At 71.0% G+C, this 15989-nt stretch carries 16 protein-coding genes; 8 read left to right on the top strand and 8 right to left on the bottom strand.

Going from position 1 to position 15989, the window contains the following annotated elements:
- Positions 1-263: 263 nt before the first annotated feature.
- The gene (locus tag ABT324_RS24685) at positions 264-2621 is read right to left on the bottom strand and encodes an ATP-binding protein (protein WP_351182136.1); all 2358 of its coding nucleotides are present in this window, start codon (positions 2619-2621) and stop codon (positions 264-266) included.
- Between the two features lie 260 nt (positions 2622-2881).
- Entirely contained in the window at positions 2882-3607 is a 726-nt protein-coding gene (locus ABT324_RS24680) for a DUF4190 domain-containing protein (protein ID WP_351182133.1), read from the bottom strand.
- Between the two features lie 154 nt (positions 3608-3761).
- Between ABT324_RS24680 and ABT324_RS24675 the strand changes: the two genes are divergently transcribed.
- The gene (locus tag ABT324_RS24675; protein WP_351182131.1) at positions 3762-4427 is read left to right on the top strand and encodes a DUF2461 domain-containing protein; all 666 of its coding nucleotides are present in this window, start codon (positions 3762-3764) and stop codon (positions 4425-4427) included.
- Here the strand turns inward: ABT324_RS24675 and ABT324_RS24670 are convergent.
- Complete coding sequence (locus ABT324_RS24670; RefSeq protein WP_351182128.1) at positions 4405-4767, bottom strand: VanZ family protein; 363 nt, start codon at positions 4765-4767, stop codon at positions 4405-4407. The two genes, ABT324_RS24675 and ABT324_RS24670, sit on opposite strands and share 23 nt — an antisense overlap.
- Before the next feature lie 74 nt (positions 4768-4841).
- On the opposite strand from ABT324_RS24670, the gene pyk reads away from it, so the two are divergent.
- Together pyk and tesB are read left to right on the top strand one after the other, a co-directional pair.
- The gene (pyk, locus tag ABT324_RS24665; RefSeq protein ID WP_351182246.1) at positions 4842-6263 is read left to right on the top strand and encodes a pyruvate kinase; all 1422 of its coding nucleotides are present in this window, start codon (positions 4842-4844) and stop codon (positions 6261-6263) included.
- A 72-nt stretch (positions 6264-6335) separates the two neighbouring features.
- Positions 6336-7274: an acyl-CoA thioesterase II gene (gene tesB / locus ABT324_RS24660; protein WP_351182125.1), complete on the top strand. Its 939-nt coding sequence runs from the start codon at positions 6336-6338 to the stop codon at positions 7272-7274.
- A gap of 12 nt (positions 7275-7286) precedes the next feature.
- Here tesB and ABT324_RS24655 read toward each other — a convergent pair whose 3' ends face one another.
- The gene (locus ABT324_RS24655; RefSeq protein ID WP_351182122.1) at positions 7287-8360 is read right to left on the bottom strand and encodes a 5,10-methylene-tetrahydrofolate dehydrogenase; all 1074 of its coding nucleotides are present in this window, start codon (positions 8358-8360) and stop codon (positions 7287-7289) included.
- A gap of 96 nt (positions 8361-8456) precedes the next feature.
- Positions 8457-8963, bottom strand: a complete 507-nt coding sequence (locus ABT324_RS24650; protein WP_351182119.1) for an Lrp/AsnC family transcriptional regulator — start codon at positions 8961-8963, stop codon at positions 8457-8459.
- A 91-nt stretch (positions 8964-9054) separates the two neighbouring features.
- Between ABT324_RS24650 and ABT324_RS24645 the strand changes: the two genes are divergently transcribed.
- The 3 genes from ABT324_RS24645 (at position 9055) to ABT324_RS24635 (ending at position 12469) form a co-directional block, all read left to right on the top strand.
- Entirely contained in the window at positions 9055-9666 is a 612-nt protein-coding gene (locus ABT324_RS24645) for a LysE family translocator (RefSeq protein ID WP_351182116.1), read from the top strand.
- A 283-nt stretch (positions 9667-9949) separates the two neighbouring features.
- The gene (gene dacB, locus ABT324_RS24640) at positions 9950-11530 is read left to right on the top strand and encodes a D-alanyl-D-alanine carboxypeptidase/D-alanyl-D-alanine endopeptidase (protein WP_351182113.1); all 1581 of its coding nucleotides are present in this window, start codon (positions 9950-9952) and stop codon (positions 11528-11530) included.
- A gap of 339 nt (positions 11531-11869) precedes the next feature.
- The gene (locus ABT324_RS24635; RefSeq protein WP_351182110.1) at positions 11870-12469 is read left to right on the top strand and encodes a DedA family protein; all 600 of its coding nucleotides are present in this window, start codon (positions 11870-11872) and stop codon (positions 12467-12469) included.
- Here the strand turns inward: ABT324_RS24635 and ABT324_RS24630 are convergent, their stop codons facing one another.
- The 3 genes from ABT324_RS24630 to ABT324_RS24620 all read right to left on the bottom strand — a co-directional run bounded on the left by ABT324_RS24630 (position 12470) and on the right by ABT324_RS24620 (position 14027).
- Entirely contained in the window at positions 12470-12739 is a 270-nt protein-coding gene (locus ABT324_RS24630; protein WP_351182107.1) for a DUF6191 domain-containing protein, read from the bottom strand.
- A gap of 70 nt (positions 12740-12809) precedes the next feature.
- Positions 12810-13124 carry a bifunctional 3-phenylpropionate/cinnamic acid dioxygenase ferredoxin subunit gene (locus tag ABT324_RS24625; protein WP_351182104.1) on the bottom strand — a complete coding sequence of 105 codons (315 nt, stop codon included), beginning with the start codon at positions 13122-13124 and terminating at the stop codon, positions 12810-12812.
- A 258-nt stretch (positions 13125-13382) separates the two neighbouring features.
- Positions 13383-14027: a DedA family protein gene (locus ABT324_RS24620; RefSeq protein ID WP_351182101.1), complete on the bottom strand. Its 645-nt coding sequence runs from the start codon at positions 14025-14027 to the stop codon at positions 13383-13385.
- A gap of 174 nt (positions 14028-14201) precedes the next feature.
- Between ABT324_RS24620 and ABT324_RS24615 the strand changes: the two genes are divergently transcribed.
- Entirely contained in the window at positions 14202-15329 is a 1128-nt protein-coding gene (locus ABT324_RS24615; RefSeq protein WP_351182098.1) for a sensor histidine kinase, read from the top strand.
- Positions 15320-15970 carry a response regulator gene (locus ABT324_RS24610; RefSeq protein ID WP_351182095.1) on the top strand — a complete coding sequence of 217 codons (651 nt, stop codon included), beginning with the start codon at positions 15320-15322 and terminating at the stop codon, positions 15968-15970. Before ABT324_RS24615 ends, ABT324_RS24610 begins: the two co-directional genes overlap by 10 nt.
- Positions 15971-15989 lie beyond the last annotated feature (19 nt).

Below are 15989 nucleotides of genomic sequence, written 5' to 3'. Positions count from 1 at the left end.
GTTCGGTTGTCGGGGGAAATCGGTTCGGGGGTCACGAGGCCCCAGACTCCAGCACGGAGAGTGCACGCGCACCGAGGATTGCACGTACTTGGATACCTAGATTCGTCCGAATGGAGGACTCAAAGCGGGATATTGGCTACTCAACGTGAAGATTACCCGAGGTTGATCGCCGTTGGTCGACGTCGAGCACCCAGATCAGCGAGGACGTCCGGCGGCGACCCTAGTGCCCGGCCGATCAAGCCAGCAAGGGGGACCGGGGAGCCTCAGCGCGGGGCGGTTTCGCCCGCTTCGCTCGCGGTGCGCTGCGCGGCCACCCACCCGGCGATCTGCGCGCGCGAGGAGAAGTCCAGCTTGGTCAGGATGTTCTGCACGTGGCCTTCCACGGTGCGCTGGGCGATCACCAGGTTCTCGGCGATCTCCTTGTTCGTGTTGCCCTGCGCCACGAGGTCCGCGATCTGCCGCTCGCGCCGGGTCAGCGGCATCGGGTGCACGTTCTCCTCGGTGCGCACCCGCGCGTGCCGCTTGGCCTCCAGCGCGAAGTCGATGATGTGTTGCACGGACAGCTCGCGGCCCCGGTCGAAGGCGTCCTGGAAGGCCTCCTCGCCCAGCGCGGTGCGGGTCTGCGCTTGGTGCTCCTCGTGGTCGGTGGCGAACCGGGCCCAGAAGCCGGGTGTGGCGCTCACGACGTCCCAGACCGAGGAAGCCGCGCCGAACAACCGGGCGGCGCGGTCGTACTTGCCCTGCTGCTGGGCGATCCAGGCGAGGGTGTCGATGCTGAACGCGATGCCCAGCCGGTTGTCCAGCTGCCGTTGCAGCCGGATCGCCTTCTTGGCCGCGGCCTCGCCCCGCTCGAGCTCCCCGCGCAGGGCCTCGACCTGCGCAGATGCCCACAGCGCGTAGGAGCGCCAGTACAGCTCGCCGTGCTCGGTGGACAGCCGGACGCACTCGGCGAGCAGCTGCAGACCGGCCTCGTGCTCGCCGTTGAGCCCCTTGACCATGCCGAGCCCGAAGAGCCCGAACAGCTCGCCGGGCAGCGACTCGCGCTTGCGGAACTGCCCCAGCGCGTCCTCGACCAGCGAGACCGCCCGGGAGGTGTCGTTGCCCGCGAACGCCGTGAGGCCGCGCACCAGCGCCAGGTACGGCTTCTCGGACTCCTCGCCGCGCTGCGTGGCCAGCACCGTCGCCTGCTCCAGCGTTGACCGCACGGTGTCCAGGTCGCCGTGCAGCAACGCGAACCAGGCGCTGACCCGCAACGCGCGCACCCGCTCGGGCACCTCGCGCGGAGCGCAGGAGAGCACCTGGTCCAGCCAGTGGCGGGCTTCGGCGTTGAGCCCGCGGATGACCCAGTACTGCCACAGGTCGGTGGCCATGCCCAACGCCACGCCCGCGGTGTCCGGGCTCGACGCTGCGGTCCGCAGCGCGGTCCGCAGGTTGCTCTGCTCGTTGCGCAGCCGCTGCACCCAGGCGATCTGGTCGGGGCCGATCCAGTCGGCGGCGAAGCGCCCGGCGAGGTCGCTGAACCACGCCAGGTGCCGCTGCCGGACGGCTGCCAGCTCGCCGAACTCCTCGAGCTTGTCCTGCCCGTACTCGCGCAGCGCGCGCGGCAGCCGAAAGCGCGCCTCGCCGCCGTCCTCCTCGCGCAGCAGCACGGACTTGTCCACCAGCGAGTGGACCGCGCTCAGCACGTCGGTGTCGGACAGGCCGTTGCCGACCACGTGCTCGGCGGCGGCCAGGTCGAAGGTGCCGGAGAACACCGACATCCGCGCCCACGCCAACCGGTCCTGGTCGGAGGCCAGTTCGTAGCTCCAGTCGATCAGCGCGCGCAGCGTCTGCTGCCGCGCCGGGGCGCCGCGGCGGCCCTCGGTGAGCAGGTCGTACCGCTCGGCGAGGCGTTCCTCCAGCTGCTGCAGGGACAGCGAGCGCAACCGCACCGCGGCCAGTTCGATCGCCAGCGGGTTGCCGTCGAGGTGGGAGCACAGCCGCATCAGCGCGGCGGCGTTGTCGCTGGTCACCTCGAACTCGGGCACGGCGGCCCGGGCCCGGTCGATGAACAGGCGGACCGAGGCGAACTGCTCGTAGGCCTCCGGCGGCGGCAGGTGCTCGACGTTGGGCACCTGCAGCGGCGGGACCACCATGGTGGCCTCCCCGGCGACGCCGAGGGACTGCCGGCTGGTGGCCAGCACCCGCACGCCCGGGCACCACCGCACCACCGCGTCGACCAGCAGCGCGACGTCCTCGACCACGTGCTCGCAGTTGTCCAGCACGAGCAGCAGCTCGCGGTTCTTGAGCTGCTCGACGACGGTGTCCAGGTCCTCGCCCGTGGTCGGGCCGCCGATGCCCAGCTGCTCGATGACCGCGTCGACGACCAGCGAGCCCTCCCGCACGTCCTCCAGCTCGACGCACCACGCCTTGTCCCGGAACGAGCGGCGCATGTTGCCCGCGACCCGGATGGCGAGCCGGGTCTTGCCGACGCCGCCGGGGCCGGTGAGGGTGACGACCCGGGATTCGGCCAGCAGCCGCTTGGTGAGGGTGATCTCACGACGCCGGCCGACGAAGCTCGTGACGTCGGCCGGGAGGTTGCCCGCTGGCTCCCGCACACGGGCTCGCGCAGTAGAGACCACGCCCCGAGCTTAACCGCCGAAATGCCCGCTGACCTGCGATCTTGCGCCCGCGCATGGCGTGTCACCCGGTTGAGTGGCTTATCCCTCGGACGTGTGAAGGTGCTACCGGGCACGCAACCCCGCGAGCACGGTCCTCAACGCCTGGTCCGGTCGAAGTGTTGAGAAGGTGCCCACGGCCGAGCGGGGAGAGGACACCCGGACCGCGGTTCCCGTTGGAGCTGGACGTCCCCACCCAATGGGAACCGCGCCGCACCGCGGTGTCAGACCTGGCCGACGAAGAACGCGGTGTCCTGGGCGAACGGGCTGGGCTGCACCGAGATCTGCAGCTCGCCAGGTTCGGCGCCGATCTCGAACACTGCGGTGTAGGTGACCTCGCCGCCTGGCGGGACCTGCGCGTTCGGCAGCGGGTCGCCCGCCATGTAGTGCTGCTGGGCGACCCGGCCGCCGTGCTGCGCGGTGATGGTCGACGTGATGACGTTGTACTCGCGGTCGCTCTCGTTGCGGACCGTCACCTCGAGCTGGACGTAGCGCTTGCCGGCCGGTGGCTGCAGGAACTGGTTCGACTCCGTGTAGGGCTGGGGTTGCGCGATCGAGATGACCTCGCCGGTGGACCACTTGTGCGCCTGCCCGAACTCCAGCCGGGTCGGCTCGCCGGTCGACTCGACCGTGCCGTCCTGCCCGACGCTGGTGCCGAGCGCCTTGTCGAGCTCGCGGACGAACATCCCCTGGATCACCACCGTGGCCACGATGGCCAGCACGCACAAACCGGTCCCGATCCCCGCCATCACCTTCTTGTCCCCGAAGAGGGCGATGATGCCGAGCACCAACCCGACGAGGGCGGCCAGCGCGGTGAGGTTGTTCAGGATCGGGATGATCGAGCCGACGACTCCCACGATCCCGAGCACCAGCGCAGCGATCGCGAGGCCGCCGAACTTGGCCTTCGGCGGCGGCGGTGCGTACTGCTGCGGTGCGTACGGCTGGCTCATGGAGGTCCCCCTGCCTGGTCGTCACTGGATTGTTGGTCTTGGGTGAGCTCTAGCTAGATCGCCGCGCATCATACGAACGTTGCGTAATTGCGATCACACCTAGGGTGATCATGCCGTGGGCTGGCGCTGCGCGAGCGGGGGATAGGCTCGTGCCGTGCGGTTCGAGGGTTTCGGGGATGGGGCTGTCGAGTTCTTCGACGGGCTGGAGGCGGACAACTCGAAGGCGTTCTGGCAGGACAACCTGGCGTTCTACCGGGAGCACGTGCGGGCGCCGGTGGAGGCGCTGATCGCCGAGCTGGAACCCGAGTTCGCGCCCGGTTTCGGGACGGGGAAGGTCTTCCGGCCGCACCGGGACGTGCGGTTCAGCCGGGACAAGTCGCCGTACAAGACGCACTGCGGGGCCGTGATCGAGCAGGGGCGCGGCGGTGGCGCCTACTACGTCGAGATCAGCGCGGCGGGGCTGATGGTCGCCGGCGGGTGCTTCCACACCGAATCCGACCAGCTCGCCCGGTTCCGCACCGCCGTGGACGCCGAGATCCACGGCGAGCAGCTGCGGCGGCTGCTGGACGCCCTGGTGGCGTCAGGCTGGGAGGTCGCCGGGGACCAGCTCAGGAGCCGTCCGCGCGGCTTCGCCGCCGACCACCCGCGGTTGGACCTGCTGCGGCACCGCACGCTCTACGCGTTCCAGCGCTGGGAACCTGATGACACGCTGCACGAACGCGACTGCCTGGACCGGGTCCGGCGGGCCTGGGCGCAGGTGCGGGAGCTCAACCAGTGGTGCGCCGACCACATCGGGGTCACCGGGAAGAAGCGCCGCTGACCTTGCGCAGCAGGGCCGCGGCCGCCCAGCCGACCGCCGCGCCCGCGACGTCCACCAGCCCGTCGACCACGTCGCAGCTGCGGCCGATCGGCAGCAGGCCCTGCAGCACCTCCGAGGCCGCCGCGTAGCCGACCAGCGCGGGCAGCAGCTTCATCGTCGGGAACCCGGCGATCCGGCCGGTGGCCGCCAAGGCCGCGAACAGCGCGAAGTGCACCACCTTGTCGGTGCCGGGCGGCGCGCTCGGCACCCCGGCGGCGGGCATGAACAGGATGAGCAGGCTGGCCACCACCGCGACCCCGAACGGTATCCGGGTGAGCTGCGTTCTGTAATGATCCAGCAACGATCTCCTCGTCGGGCCTGTCCGAGGCATGGCGCGTGCTGCGCACGTCGGTCAACAGACTACGCTGGCATGATGTGAGTCGACGAGCCAAGATCGTTTGTACCATGGGCCCCGCCACTGCCACACCGGAGAAGATGGCGGAGCTCGTCAGCAGCGGAATGGACGTCGCCCGGCTGAACTTCAGCCACGGCAGCCACGCCGATCACCAGCAGGTCTACGACATGGTCCGGGCCGCGGCCAAGGAATCCGGTCGCGCCGTGGGCATCCTCGGCGACCTGCAGGGACCGAAGATCCGACTCGGCAAGTTCGCTGCCGGGCCGGTCGAGTGGCGGACCGGCGACATCGTGCGCATCACTGTCGACGACGTCCAGGGCACCCATGACCGGGTGTCCACCACCTACAAGGGCCTCGCCAACGACGCCAAGAGCGGCGACCGACTCCTGGTCGACGACGGCAAGGTGGGGCTGGTCGTGACCGACGTCGAGGACAACGACGTCGTGTGCGAGGTGACCGAGGGTGGTCCGGTTTCGGACCACAAGGGAATCTCGTTGCCGGGCATGGATGTTTCGGTGCCCGCGCTGTCCGAGAAGGACATCGAGGACCTGGAGTTCGCGCTGGAGCTGGGCGTGGACTTCATCGCGCTGTCCTTCGTCCGCAGTCCGGCCGACATCGACCTGGTGCACCAGGTCATGGACCGGGTCGGCCGCCGCGTCCCGGTGATCGCCAAGTTGGAGAAGCCGGAAGCGGTGGACAACCTGGAGGCCATCGTGCTGGCCTTCGACGGCGTCATGGTCGCCCGTGGTGACCTCGGCGTCGAGCTCCCCCTTGAGCACGTGCCGCTGGTGCAGAAGAAGGCGATCCGGATCGCGCGTGAGAACGCCAAGCCGGTCATCGTCGCCACCCAGATGCTGGACTCCATGATCAACAACTCGCGTCCGACGCGTGCGGAGACCTCCGACGTCGCCAACGCGGTGCTCGACGGCACCGACGCGGTGATGTTGTCCGGCGAGACCAGCGTTGGCCGCTACCCGGTGGAGACCGTGCAGACGATGGCGCGCATCGTCGAAGCGGTCGAGGCCGGGTCGACGGCACCGCCGCCGCTGAGCCACGTCCCGCGCACCAAGCGCGGCGTGATCTCCTACGCGGCGCGTGACATCGGCGAACGCCTCAACGCCAAGGCCCTGGTGGCCTTCACGCAGTCCGGTGACACCGTGCGCCGGTTGGCCCGCCTGCACACCAGGCTGCCGCTGCTGGCGTTCACCCCCGAGGAGTCGGTGCGGAGTCAGCTCGCTCTCACTTGGGGGACCGAGACGTTCTTGGTGCCTAAGGTCGACACCACGGACCAGATGGTGCGGCAGGTGGACCAGGCGATGCTGTCCCTGGGCCGCTCGCAGCGCGGTGACATGGTCGTCGTGGTGGCGGGCTCGCCGCCCGGCACGGTCGGTTCCACCAACCTCATCCGCGTGCACCGGTTGGGCGAGGAAGACCACGTCTGATCCGTTCCTTCGGACGGGAGCCACCCGGCGCTCCCGTCCGGCCGATCCGGCGTACGACCTGAGGAGCTCGCAGTGACCGAAGCGGCCCGAGCCGCCGCCGCAGACCCGGCGGGAACCCGGTTGCCGGGGGACGTCCCGCTGGACGTCAACGGCATGCCGCACGGCCAGCCGGTGCTGGACAACCTGGTGGCCCTGCTGGACCTGGAGCGCATCGAGGAGAACATCTTCCGCGGGGTCAGCCCCGCCTCCTCGCCGGTGCGCGTGTTCGGCGGTCAGGTCGCCGGTCAGGCGCTGGTCGCGGCCGGTCGCACGGTCCCGCCGGAGCGGCGGGTGCACTCGCTGCACGCCTACTTCATTCGGCCCGGCGACCCGAGCATCCCGATCGTCTACGAGGTGGACCGCACCCGTGACGGGCGCTCGTTCACCACCCGCCGGGTGGTGGCGGTGCAGCGCGGCAAGGCGATCTTCTCGCTGTCGGCCTCGTTCCAGGTCGACGAGGGCGGCATCGACCACGCCGAGCCGATGCCGGAGGTGCCGGACCCGGAGTCGCTGCCGACCTTCGGCGAGCAGATCGGCTCGCTGATCGACAAGCTCGGGCGCGCGCAGCCCCGCCCGATCGACGTGCGCTACGTGACCGATCCACCGTGGGTGAGCCGGGAGAGCGGGCCGCGCGAGGCCCGCAGCCAGGTGTGGATGCGCGCCGACGGGGTGCTGCCCGACGACGACCTGCTGCACGTGTGCATCGCGGCGTTCGCCTCGGACATGACGCTGCTGGACGCGGTGCTCGCCCGGCACGGCGTGTACTGGGGCCTGGACGAGGTCAACGGCGCGAGCCTGGACCACGCGATGTGGTTCCACCGCCGCTTCCGCGCCGACGAGTGGCTGCTCTACGACTGCGCCTCGCCCAGCGCCTCCGGCGCCCGCGGCCTGGCCACCGGTCGGTTCTTCTCCCGCGACGGCCAGCTCGTCGCCACGGTCGTCCAGGAAGGCCTGCTGCGCGTTGGCGGCTGACTCGCGCGGCAGTCAGTCCTCCTGGTCCTTCTCCTTGGCATGCTGGGCGCGCCGCCGTTCCTCGCGGTAGCCGTAGGCGGCTTGGCGCACCGCAGCGTCGGTTTCCAGGCTCGACCCCAGCGCCCCGGCGATCATGGCCATCGAGGCGACCATCCACGCCAGGCGCGCGTAGGCAGCTCCGTCGGCGGGGTGGCCGAGCATCTTCCCGAGGACGCTCGCGTCGATCAGGGCCAGCGCCCCGGTGAGGCTCACCACGTAGACCACGGCGTAGAGGCAGGCCACGCCCAACGACAGCGTGGTGATCGTCGAGGTGTTGTAGAGCACCGCCAGCCGCCGGTCCCGGACCGCGCCCCGCCCGACGCGCTCCCACAACCCGTGCGCGGCGATCAGCCACACCGTCATCAGGGCGAGCGCGAAGACTGTGGTGGTCAGCGCGCGCAGCGGGCTCAGCACGTCGCCGAGCTGCCAGACCGTCGAGGTGAACAGGCCGAACCCGGCTGCGGCGAGCGCGGCCGCCAGCGCGCTGGACAGGCCCCAGACCAGCTGCCACGGCCGGTTCGCCCGGACCATCCCGGACACCAGCCGCAGCCAGCCCCGCACCCGGGCGGTGGTGTAGCGGATGTCCACCGGGCCGTCGTGCTGCACGCGGTGCACCGGGCCGACCGGGGGCCGCCGTTCGGTGCTGTCCTGCCGCAGGTCCTCCAGCAGCCGCGTCATCATCTGGTAGGTGCGGTGGTAGGTCCGGAGCGCGCCGAGCGCGGGCAACGACACGAGCGCGACGCGGCGCTTGGTGCTGACGTCGGCGAGCAGCGGCCGCCGCTCGAGCAGCAGCGGCAGGTCGGTCAGGCAGATCGCCAGGTCCCAGTTCCGCTCGCGCCGGTGCGCGTCGACGGAGTCGAGCAGGTCCTCGCTGGTGTTGTGGCCCGCGGTGAGCGGATCGCAGTGCACTTCGATGGTCCAGCGCTCGTTCGTGCGGCGGCTCAACCAGTCGGTGGTCCGCTCGGCGGTGCGCTGACCGACCTGTGTGGGCATGTCGGGGTCGGTGACCAACCCCAGCACGCGATCAGCCTGCTCCTGCTCTGCCAACGACAGCCCTCCTGCGGTGCGTCGAACGTGCCTTGATCCACCCACCCTGGTGCCCAGCGTTCCGCAGCGCAACGGGAGTGCCGCTGCGCTGGCGCTTCACTGGGTGCGGCGGCGGCGCTTCGGACGGAGGTGGCGCGGTGGGGTCAGGGCCTTGGTGTGCAGCTGTTCCAGGACGATCGAGCTGGTGAAGTGGCGGACCTCGGTGCGGGAAGCCACCTTGTCCACCAGGAACTCCTGCAGGTGCTTGGTGTCGGCCACCGCCACGTGCAGCAGGAAGTCGGCCTGGCCGCTGACGTGCAGCAGCGAGCGGGTCTCCGGCTGCTTCATCACGAACTCGCGGAACTGGTCGACCACCTGCCGGGTGTGCGGGCGGACGTTGATCGCCACCACCGCCTCCAGCGCCAGCCCGGTCGCGGCCGGGTTGACGTCGATGTGCGACCCGGTGATCACGCCCTGTTCCCGCAGGCGGCGGACCCGTTGCAGGCAGCTGGAGGCGGCCAGGCCGACCCGCTCGGCGAGCACCCGGTTGGGCAGCGTCGCATCGTTCTGCAACTCCTCCAGGATGCGCCAGTCAACCGAATCAAGTTCTACGAAGTCCTGCACAACCGAACATCTTACGGCGCAGGTGGTGAGGAGGCGAACGGAAACCCGAAAATGGCCGCACTTCCCAACCACTTCTTTCGGAGGAGGAGTCGTGCACATCGCCTGGGGGCCGTTCCTGCTGGCGCTGCTGGTGATCGTCGTGGTACCCGGACCCGATTTCGTGCTGGTCACGCGCAACGCGGCAACCGGGGCGCGGTGGGGTTGGCTGGCCGCGGCGGGATCCACCTGCGGTCTGCTGGTGCACGCGACGGCGGCGACCCTGGGGCTGTCCGCGCTGGTGGTCGCCGTTCCGGCCGCGTTGCTCGTGGTGAAGGTGATCGGCGTGGCCTACCTGGCCTGGATGGGCTTCCAGATCCTGCGCAAGGCTGGCGCCGCCATCGGTGGTGAACCCGCCGTCGAGGTGCCCAACTCGGGGCGGGCGGTCTTCCTGCGCGGACTGCTGACCGATGTGCTCAACCCCAAGGTCATGTTGACCTTCCTGACGCTGCTGCCGCAGGCGATGGACCCGGCCGCCGACCCGGTGGCGCAGGCCGCGCTGCTCAGCGGGGTCGCGGTGGGCGGCTTCACAGCCTGGTGGTTGATCGTGGTGCCGTCGGTGCGGTGGTTGGCGGCGCTGCTGGCCGACCCGCGCCGCCGCAAGGCCTTCGAGCGGTGCTGCGGCGGTGCGCTGCTGGCCATGGCCACCTCCATCGCCGTCAGCTGACCCTCCACCAAGGCGCTGCACCGACGCACCACCGGCGTGTCGTGCGCTCGACACGCCGGTGATGCGCAGTTTCAATTGAAACTGCGGGCCGTCACCCCGAAGTACAGTTTCAATTGAAACTGTGAATTCCCCGGGCGGCTGGGGCCGACTGGGGCGTGGCTCGGTGCTCGGCGGGTGAGGGGGATTGAGGTGCGGTTCCACTGATCGCGCGAGCCGTTGACCGTGCGTGTCGATCTGCTTACGCTGCATGATCTCCGGTCGGTCGAGGCGAGGGAGCTGCGCGATGCGGCGACGGTGGGGTCTGGCGTTGGGGTTGGTCGTCGTGGTGGGGGCGCCGCTGGCCCTGGTCGCACCATCCGGTGCGGCCCCGAGCGGGCCGGACGCGCTGCGCGTCGACCTCGACGAGATCCTCGCCGACCCGAGGTTGGCCGGTTCGCACGCGGGCGTGGTGGTCCGCGACCCGGCCACCGACGAGGTCCTCTACAGCAGGCAGGCCGACGCGCGGGCCACCCCGGCGTCCAACGCCAAGCTGCTCACCTCAGCCGCCGCGCTGGAGGCGCTGGGCCCGGACCACCGGTTCCGCACCGAGGTGCTCACCGGGGCCCGGCAGGCCGGTCCGGTGCTGCTCGGTGACCTGCACCTGCGCGGAACCGGGGACCCGACGCTGCTCGCCGCCGACTACGACCGGCTCGCGGAGCAGGTCGCGGCGGCCGGGATCCGCGTCGTGCAGGGCGGGTTGCGCACCGATGACACCTACTTCGACGACGTCCCGCTGGGCACGGGCTGGGCCTGGGACGACGAGCCCTACTACTACTCGGCGCGGATCTCGGCGCTGACCGCCGCGCCCAACACCGACTTCGACGCCGGGACCGCGATCGTGCGGGTGAGCCCGACCGCGGAGGGGCAGCCCGCCGAGGTCCGGCTGGAGCCGGAGACCGACGTGGTGCGGATCGACAACCGCACGACCACCTCCGCCGAGGGCGGTGAGCCGGATGTGGTGGTCCAGCGCGACCACGGCGGGGACCGGGTCGTGGTGAGCGGATCGGTGCCGGTCGGGGCGGAACCGGTCGAGGACTTCACCACGGTGCCCGACCCGTCCGCCTACGCCGCCGACCTGTTCGCCCGGGCGCTCGCCGCGCACGGCGTGCAGGTGCGGTACGCGGGGGAGGGGACGGCGCCGGAGGGTGCTCGGGTGCTGGCGGAGCGGCAGTCGATGCCGTTGCGCGACCTGCTCGTGCCGTTCCTGAAGCTGAGCAACAACGGGCACGCCGAGGTGCTGGTCAAGGCGATGGGCCGGGAGGTCCGCGGGGAGGGGAGCTGGGCGGCCGGGCTGGCGGTGCTGACCGAGCAGTTGCGCGGGCTGGGCATGTCCCCGGAGGTGCTCCGCCTGGTCGACGGCTCCGGTCTGTCCACGATGGACAACGTGACGCCGGAGCAGCTGACCGTGCTGCTGGACAACGCGCAGCAGCGCCCCTGGTTCCGCGCCTGGTACGACTCGCTGCCGGTCGCCGGGGTCGCGGACCGCATGGTCGGCGGCACGCTGCGCAACCGGATGGCCGGGACCGCGGCCGAGGGCAACGTGCACGCCAAGACGGGTTCGTTGACCGGGGTGACCTCGCTGTCCGGCTACGTCACCGCGGCCAACGGCCGGGACCTGGTGTTCTCCGTGGTGTTCAACGACTTCGTGTCCGACTCCCCGAAGGACCTGGAGGATGCGATCGTGATCCGCCTCGCCGAGTACCGGGGTGCCGAGGACCAGCCGCACGGCCGCCCGCAGGTGCCGCAGCAGCGCGTCCAGCGGGACGATCCGCGCACCCGTGTCGACGAGGGCGCGCTGGAGTGCTCCTGGGTGAAGGCCTGCTGACAGTCGTGTTGGGGCAAGCGGTTTCGGGTGCCTCGCAGGAGAACAGCAGTCGGATGCGGGGAAAGCGGCTCGCCGCGGGTCGTTGCTGGGTGTTGCTGGCAGGTTTCGCACGGTGATCCCGACGTATCGGGTTTGCACAGGTAGTGGTGCTACACCTGACCGAAGGTGTGACCCCAGTCTCAGGGTCGGCTAGGGGGGATTACGGAGACCGTGCCGCCGTTACGCCGGTAGCGTGACAGGGGTCCGCGAAGACTTGCACGCCGAGGAGCCCGCCCCGTGACCTTCATCAGCGACGTTCTGGCAGCTGTCGGAAGTCTGCCGAAGCCGCTTCTGGTACTGGTGACCGGCGCTCTCGTGCTCGGCGAGTGCACCATCGGCCTGGGTTTCCTGGTGCCGGGCGAGAGCGGGCTGCTGATCGCCTCGGCCGCGGTCACCGATCTGGGCTTCTTCTTCCTGCTGGCCAGCGTTGTCGCGGTGTGCGCGGCGGTCGGGGACAACATCGGGTTCTGGCTGGGGCGTCGCTACCGGCTGCGGATGCGCGAGACCAAGGTCGTCCGCAAGCTCGGCCAGCACAACTGGGACCGGGCCGGGAACCTGCTGCGGAAGTGGGGGATCGGCGCGGTGCTGCTGGGCCGCTTTCTGCCGGTGGTGCGCACCATGATGCCCGCCGCGGCCGGGACCAGCGGCATGTCCTACCCGAAGTTCATGCTGTCCTCCCTGGTGGGGGCGATCGCGTGGTCCGCGACGCACGTGAGCATCGGCTGGCTGGCCGGGGCCTCGGCCAAGTACATCGAGGACGCGCTGGGGCGGGCGAGCTGGGTGCTGGTGGCCGTGGTCGTCGCGATCGGCGTGGCGGTGTGGCTGAAGCGCCGCCGCCGCGCGGCGAAGCAGGCCGAGGTCGCGGCCGCGGAGCCCGAGGACATCGAGTCCGCGGCCTGATCAGCGGGGTTTCTCCGGGCGCAGGATGATCTTCCTGCGGTCCAGGTCGACGCCGTGCGCTGGTGCACCGTTGGCTTCCTCGTCGCGCATCATCGACGTGGAGTCGCGGTGTTCCAGCTCGATCCGCTTGGTGCCGTGGAACAGCGCGGTGACCTCGTCGGCGTAGGCCCCGGCCAGCGGGGTTCCGGACCGCTTGCCGCGCCTCTTCTGCACCAGCTCGTAGCTGCCGACGGCGACCAGCAGCAACGTCATGCCGGGGAGGCCCCACATCAGCGCCGCCTCCACGTGCTCCGAACGATCCGGGGCCGGGTGGGGTTCCCGGCCCGGACCGGGTGGCGGGTCAGGCGACTTCGGCTGCTTCGGTTTCGACGTAGACCACGCCGTCGGCGACCTGCACCGGGTAGGTCCGCACCGGCCGTTTGGCGGGCAGGCCGCACGGCAGCCCGGTGCGCAGGTCGAACGCTGCGGCGTGCAGCGGGCACTCGACCCGGCAGTCCTCCACCCAGCCGTCCGCCAGCGAGGCGTCCTGGTGGGTGCAGGTGTCGTCGATCGCGAACAGCTCGCCGTCGACGTTGAACACCGCGATCGGCACGTGCGCCTCGACGCGGACGGCTTCGCCGGGTGGCAGGTCGGACATCGGGCAGGCTTCGAGCATCAGGACCTCCGTTGCGCTATCAGGAACACGGAGTGCGATGCGCAACAATGTGCGGTCTGCGGCGGGGCCGCGTCAAGGGGGTCCCCGCGGCGGCCTCCATCCGGGTTGCGCGGCGGGGGAAGCCTTGACGGTGGCGGGCGCCTGCGGCGACCGTGTTGCCGGTAGCGGAACCTGACTCGGATTACGCAACAACATGGAGGCGCTCATGGCACCCGCCCCGCAGCGGTGGTCGCTCCGACGACCACCGCCGCTCACCGGTCAGGCGCGGGCTCGGCGGGCGCGGCGGACGCGGGTCACGACGAACCAGGTGACCGCGACCAGCACCGCGAGGATGACGACGTTCTGGAAGATGCCGATGTAGGACTCGACCAGCCACCAGCTCTGCCCCAGCAGGTACCCGGCGAGGACCAGCGCGGTGTTCCAGACCAGGCTGCCGAGCGCGGTCAGCGCCAGGAACGGCAGCAGCGCCATCCGCTCCACCCCGGCGGGCAGCGAGATGAAGCTGCGGAAGATCGGCACCATCCGCCCGAGGAGCACGGCCTTGGTCCCGTGCCGCGCGAACCACGCCTCGGTCCGGTCGACATCGGCCACCTTGACCAGCGGCAACCGGACCGCGATGGCACGGGTCCGCGCCCGCCCGAGCCAGGCCCCGAGGTAGTACAGCACCACGGCCCCGACCACCGAACCCAGCGTCGTCCACAGGATGGCGCCGACCAGGCTCAGCGATCCCCGGGCCGCGGCGAACCCGGCCAGCGGCAGGATCACCTCGCTGGGAATGGGCGGGAACAGGTTCTCCAACGCCACCGCCAACCCGGCGCCGGGACCGCCGATGGTCTCCATGAGCCCGGTGACCCACCCGACCAACCCACCGGTCGAGATCTCTTGCTCCGCGAGGAAGTTCATGGTCGTCGAACCTAGGAACCCCCGCCCCCGCGCGGAATGCGGTTGACCACCGACTCGGCTGCGGCACCGCGCAGAGCTCAGCTGCGGAAAACCGCACCCCTGCGGGACATGCGGTGGTCCGGAGTGCTCGGGGTGCGGAAAACCTCAGGTTGTCGGCGTCCTTAGGCTGGGGTCATGCGTCGGTGGCTCGGGGGGCTCGTCGGATTGGCGCTCGGTGCCTGCACCGCGCTCCTTGAACTCGGGTACGTGCTGTGCTCCGCCGTGGTGCTGCCCTGGAGCCGGTCGCGGCCGTGGGCCTTCCGCGGCGCCCGAGCGCTGGCCGAGCTCGAACGTCGGCGCCTGGCCCGGTGCTTCGCCGATTCGCACGCCGACCAGCCGGACGGTGCTCGGGCGCTGCGTTACCTCGCGCTGCGCGGACTCGTCGGCCTGCTCGGCGGACTCCTGCTGCTGCTGATCGGCTACGGCGCGGTGGGGGCGGTTGTCGAGTTCAGCGAGCTGTGGACCTCGGCGGGTCCGCTCGAAGGGCGCACCCCGACCGAGAAGTTCTGGCTCACCGCCTACATGATCGTCTTCTGCGCGGTGATGGCGTACCTGGCGCTGGCTGGTCTCGTCGGCGTCGCGGCCCTCGAGCGGGCCCTCGGGCGGCGGTTCCTGGAGCCGGACCGGGCGCAGCGGTTGCAGCGCCGGGTGGAGGAGCTCGCGGTCACCAGGGCCGACGTCGTCGCCGCGATCCGCGAGGAGCGGCGCCGGATCGAACGCGACCTGCACGACGGCGTGCAGCAGCGGCTGGTGGCGCTGGGGATGCTGGTCGGCCGGGCCCGGCGCGCGGGCGACGGCGACCGGGCGGCGGAGCTGTTGGCGCAGGCGCACCAGGAATCGCAGGAAGTGCTGCGCGATCTCCGCGACGTCGCGTGGCGGGTGTACCCGGCGGCGCTGGACGCGGGTGGCCTGCACCCCGCGCTGGAGGCGTTGGCGGAGCGCGCCGGGATGCGCGTGGAGCTGCACTACGAGGTGGAGCCGCGCCCGGAGGTGGAAGTCGAAGCGGTGGCCTACTTCGTGGTCTCGGAGGCGGTCACCAACGCGGCCAAGCACACCGACGCGCGTATCGTGATCGTCCAGGTGCGACGAGGAGCGGGGTGGCTGGTGGTTCGGGTCGAGGACGACGGCGCCGGGGGCGCCTCCGCGGCGGGCGCCGGGCTTTCCGGCCTGGCGCGGCGGGTCGCCGCGCTGGACGGGAGGTTCGAGGTGGACAGTCCGGTCGGTGGGCCGACGGTGATCACCGCGGAGTTGCCGTGCGGGTGATCCTGGCCGACGACGCCACGCTGCTCCGGGAGGGCCTGGTCCGCCTGCTGGCCGAGGAGGGCCACCAGGTCCTCGCCGCGGTCGGCGACGCGCCGAGCTTGTTGTCCGAAGTGGACCGACACCGCCCCGACGTCGCGGTGGTCGACGTGCGGATGCCGCCGACCCACACCGACGACGGGTTGCGCGCCGCGCTGGAGATCCGCCAGCGGTTCCCCGAGGTCGGGGTGCTGGTGCTCTCCCAGTACGTCGAGAAGCGCTACGCGGTCGAGTTGCTCACCGGGGATTCGGCCCGGGTCGGCTACCTGCTCAAGGACCGGGTGGTGCAGGTCGACGAGTTCCTCGACGCGCTGCAGCGGGTGGCCGGGGGAGGGGTGGCCTTCGACCCGGAGGTGGTCCGCCGCCTGCTGTCGAGCGGCGACCGCGACCCGCTGGCCGACCTGACGCCGCGCGAGCGGGACGTCCTGGAGCAGATGGCCCAGGGCTGCACCAACGCCGGGGTGGCGGCCCACCTGCACATCTCCCAGAGCGCGGTGGAGAAGCACGCGAACGCGATCTTCGACAAGCTCGACCTGCCGCGCACCACCGGCTACAGCCGCCGCGTCCTCGCCGTCCTGCACTACCTGGAGTCGGCATCGGCCTGAGCAGCAGTCGGCCCGGCGC

Source organism: Saccharopolyspora sp. NPDC000359 (assembly GCF_040300525.1).
Taxonomy (GTDB): Bacteria; Actinomycetota; Actinomycetes; order Mycobacteriales; family Pseudonocardiaceae; genus Saccharopolyspora.
Note: the sequence above shows the minus strand (reverse complement) of the source record. Positions and strands in the feature narration are given on the sequence as shown.